General features: G+C 71.7%; 3 protein-coding genes. All 3 read right to left on the bottom strand.

What is annotated here, in order from left to right; all coding sequences use genetic code 11:
* On the bottom strand, window positions 1–426 hold a 426-nt coding region (locus tag ACRDP3_RS18285), incomplete at its 3' end, for a LutC/YkgG family protein (RefSeq protein WP_431518039.1).
* Window positions 423–1,958, bottom strand: a complete 1,536-nt coding sequence (locus ACRDP3_RS18280; RefSeq protein ID WP_431518038.1) for a lactate utilization protein B — start codon at window positions 1,956–1,958, stop codon at window positions 423–425. The genes ACRDP3_RS18285 and ACRDP3_RS18280, both read right to left, overlap by 4 nt.
* The coding region (locus tag ACRDP3_RS18275; RefSeq protein ID WP_431518037.1) for a (Fe-S)-binding protein at window positions 1,955–2,605 on the bottom strand (651 nt) is incomplete at its 5' end. The genes ACRDP3_RS18280 and ACRDP3_RS18275, both read right to left, overlap by 4 nt.

Below are 2,605 nucleotides of genomic sequence, written 5' to 3'. Positions count from 1 at the left end.
GCCCTGCTCCGGCCCGGCGTCCAGGACGATGGTCCCGGTCTCCGCGATGGCCACGGCGCAGCCTGTGACGACGCTGTCGACGGCGTCGAGGTCGTGCGGGGTGAGGGCGGGGGAGTCGGCGACACGTCGGATGTCTTCGGGCAGCCAGTCGCCGGGGACGCCGGAGGGCGCGATGACGCTACGGGCGCCGCGTGCCCGGAGCAGCCCGGCGATCGTGGCGGGCAGCTCCGCGGCCGTACAACGGTGCACCTGGGCGCGGTAGTCGGCGAGATTCTCGGCGAGCAGATCGAGACGCTGTCCGTCCGTGCGGGTGGCGTGACTGCGCACGTAGTCGCGCGGAACGGCGGTCTCCGCGGGCCCTTCGGCGGTCGGCACGTCGGCCAGGGCACGGCGGACGCGCGCGAGCACGACGTCGCGGCTGTTCATTTCGAGCCTCCGTCCGAGGGTGCGGTGCCGTCTGCGCCGGTCCGGCCGGCCCCGGCGCTCCTGCCGTCGCCGTGGGTGCGCTGCCACCAGTCGCGGAAGGACTCGGCGGCGACGCGCGGCACATCCCGGCTGTCGGACCACGCCTTGCCCGCTCCGGGCAGCGGAAGCCGCCGGGGCGTCAGCCGCCGGGTACGGGCGGCGATCCGCTGGCCGGCCTGCATGGCGCGCGGGTGGTCGAAGGCCCAGCGGGCGGCCCGCATCACCGCACGCTCGGCGGCGTGCCCCTTCGCGGGCTTGATGGTGGTCTGCTGGCCGCGGACGCTGACTGTGCCGCCCTCGACGACGCGTTCACGCAGATGAACGAGGACCTCGGGGATGTCGATGGCGACAGGGCAGACCTCGTAGCAGGCGCCGCACAGTGAAGAGGCGTACGGCAGCGAGGCGTCGAGTTCGCTCTGTACGCCGCGCAGTTGTGGGGTGAGGATGGCGCCGATCGGGCCGGGATAGGGGGAGCCGTAGGCGTGGCCGCCGGCTCGTTCGTACACCGGGCAGACGTTCAGGCAGGCCGAGCAGCGGATGCAGCGCAGTGCCTGCCGGCCGACGGTGTCGGCGAGAGCGTCGGTGCGGCCGTTGTCGAGCAGCACGAGATGGAAGGCGGAAGGCCCGTCCCCGTCGGTGGTGCCGGTCCAGGTGGAGGTGTAGGGGTTCATCCGCTCCGCCGTGGCGGAGCGGGGCAGAGTCTGCAGGAAGATCTCCAGGTCCTGCCAGGTGGGCACGATCTTCTCGATCCCGACCACCGAGATGAGCGTCTCGGGAAGGGTCAGGCACATGCGCCCGTTGCCCTCGGACTCGACGACGACGAGGGTGCCGGTCTCGGCGACCATGAAATTGGCGCCGGAGATGCCGACCTTGGCGCCCAGGAACTTCTCCCGCAGGTGCAGCCGGGCGGCCTCGGCCAGCTCCGCGGGGTTGTCGGTCAGGTTCTCCGGGGCTGCACGCCCCCAACGGCCCATCTGTTCCTTGAAGATGTCGCGGATCTGGTCCCGGTTGCGGTGGATGGCGGGGACGAGGATGTGGGAGGGCAGATCGTCACCGAGCTGCACGATGAGTTCGGCCAGGTCGGTCTCGTAGGCGAAGATGCCCGCTTCGGCCAGCGCGTCGTTCAGCCCGATCTCCTGGGTGGCCATGGACTTGACCTTGACCACCTCGCTCTCGCCGGTGTCGCGGACGAGTCCGGTCACGATCCGGTTGGCCTCGCTCGCGTCGGAGGCCCAGTGCACCTGGCCGCCCGCGGCGGTCACCGCCGCCTCCAACTGCTCCAGGTAGTGGTCGAGATGGCGCAGTGTGCGTTCCTTGACGGCGGCGCCGGAGGTCCGCAGCTCCGCCCAGTCGTCCAGCTCCGCGACCGCCTGTGCGCGCTTGGCCCGGATGGTGTGCGTCGCGTGCCGCAGATTGCCGCGCAGCCGCATGTCGCGGGTCGAGTGGGCGGCGGCCTCCGGGAAGGACGGCATGCCCAGATACGTACCGCTCACAGTGGTGCCTCCTCGGTGCCGGCCAGGATCTCGGCGATGTGCACGGGGCGCGCCGCGGCGCCCCGCCGGGAGAGGGTGCCGCCGATGTGCATGAGGCAGGAGTTGTCGACCGTGCACACCGTCTCGGCGTCGGTCTCCTCGATGTGGCGGGCCTTGTCGGCGCCCATGGCCGCGGAGACGTCGGGGTTCTTCACGGCGAAGGTGCCGCCGAAGCCGCAGCACTCCTCGGCGCCTTCCAGCTCCCGCAGCCGCAGCCCCTTGACCGCTTCCAGCAACCGGCGCGGGCGGTCGCCGAGGCCGAGCATCCGCAGCCCGTGGCAGGTGGGGTGGTAGGTGACGGTGTGCGGGTAGTAGGCGCCCACGTCGGTCACGCCGAGTACGTCGACGAGGAACTCCGTCAGCTCGTAGGTCCGCGCGACGGCGGCTTCCGTGCCGCCGGCGTCGATCTTGGGGTAGTTGTCCCGCACCATGGCGGCGCAGGAACCCGACGGGACCACGATGTGGTCGTGGCCGCGGAAGACCTCCGCGTAGCGGCGCGCCAGTGGTTCGCTCTCGCGCCGGTAGCCCGTATTGAACTGCGGCTGTCCGCAGCAGGTCTGGCCGGCGGGGAAGTCCACCTCGACCCCGAGCCGCTCCAGGAGGGTGAC

The sequence above is a fragment of the Streptomyces sp. genome (genome assembly GCF_050698815.1).
GTDB lineage: Bacteria > Actinomycetota > Actinomycetes > Streptomycetales > Streptomycetaceae > Streptomyces.
Note: the sequence above shows the minus strand (reverse complement) of the source record. Positions and strands in the feature narration are given on the sequence as shown.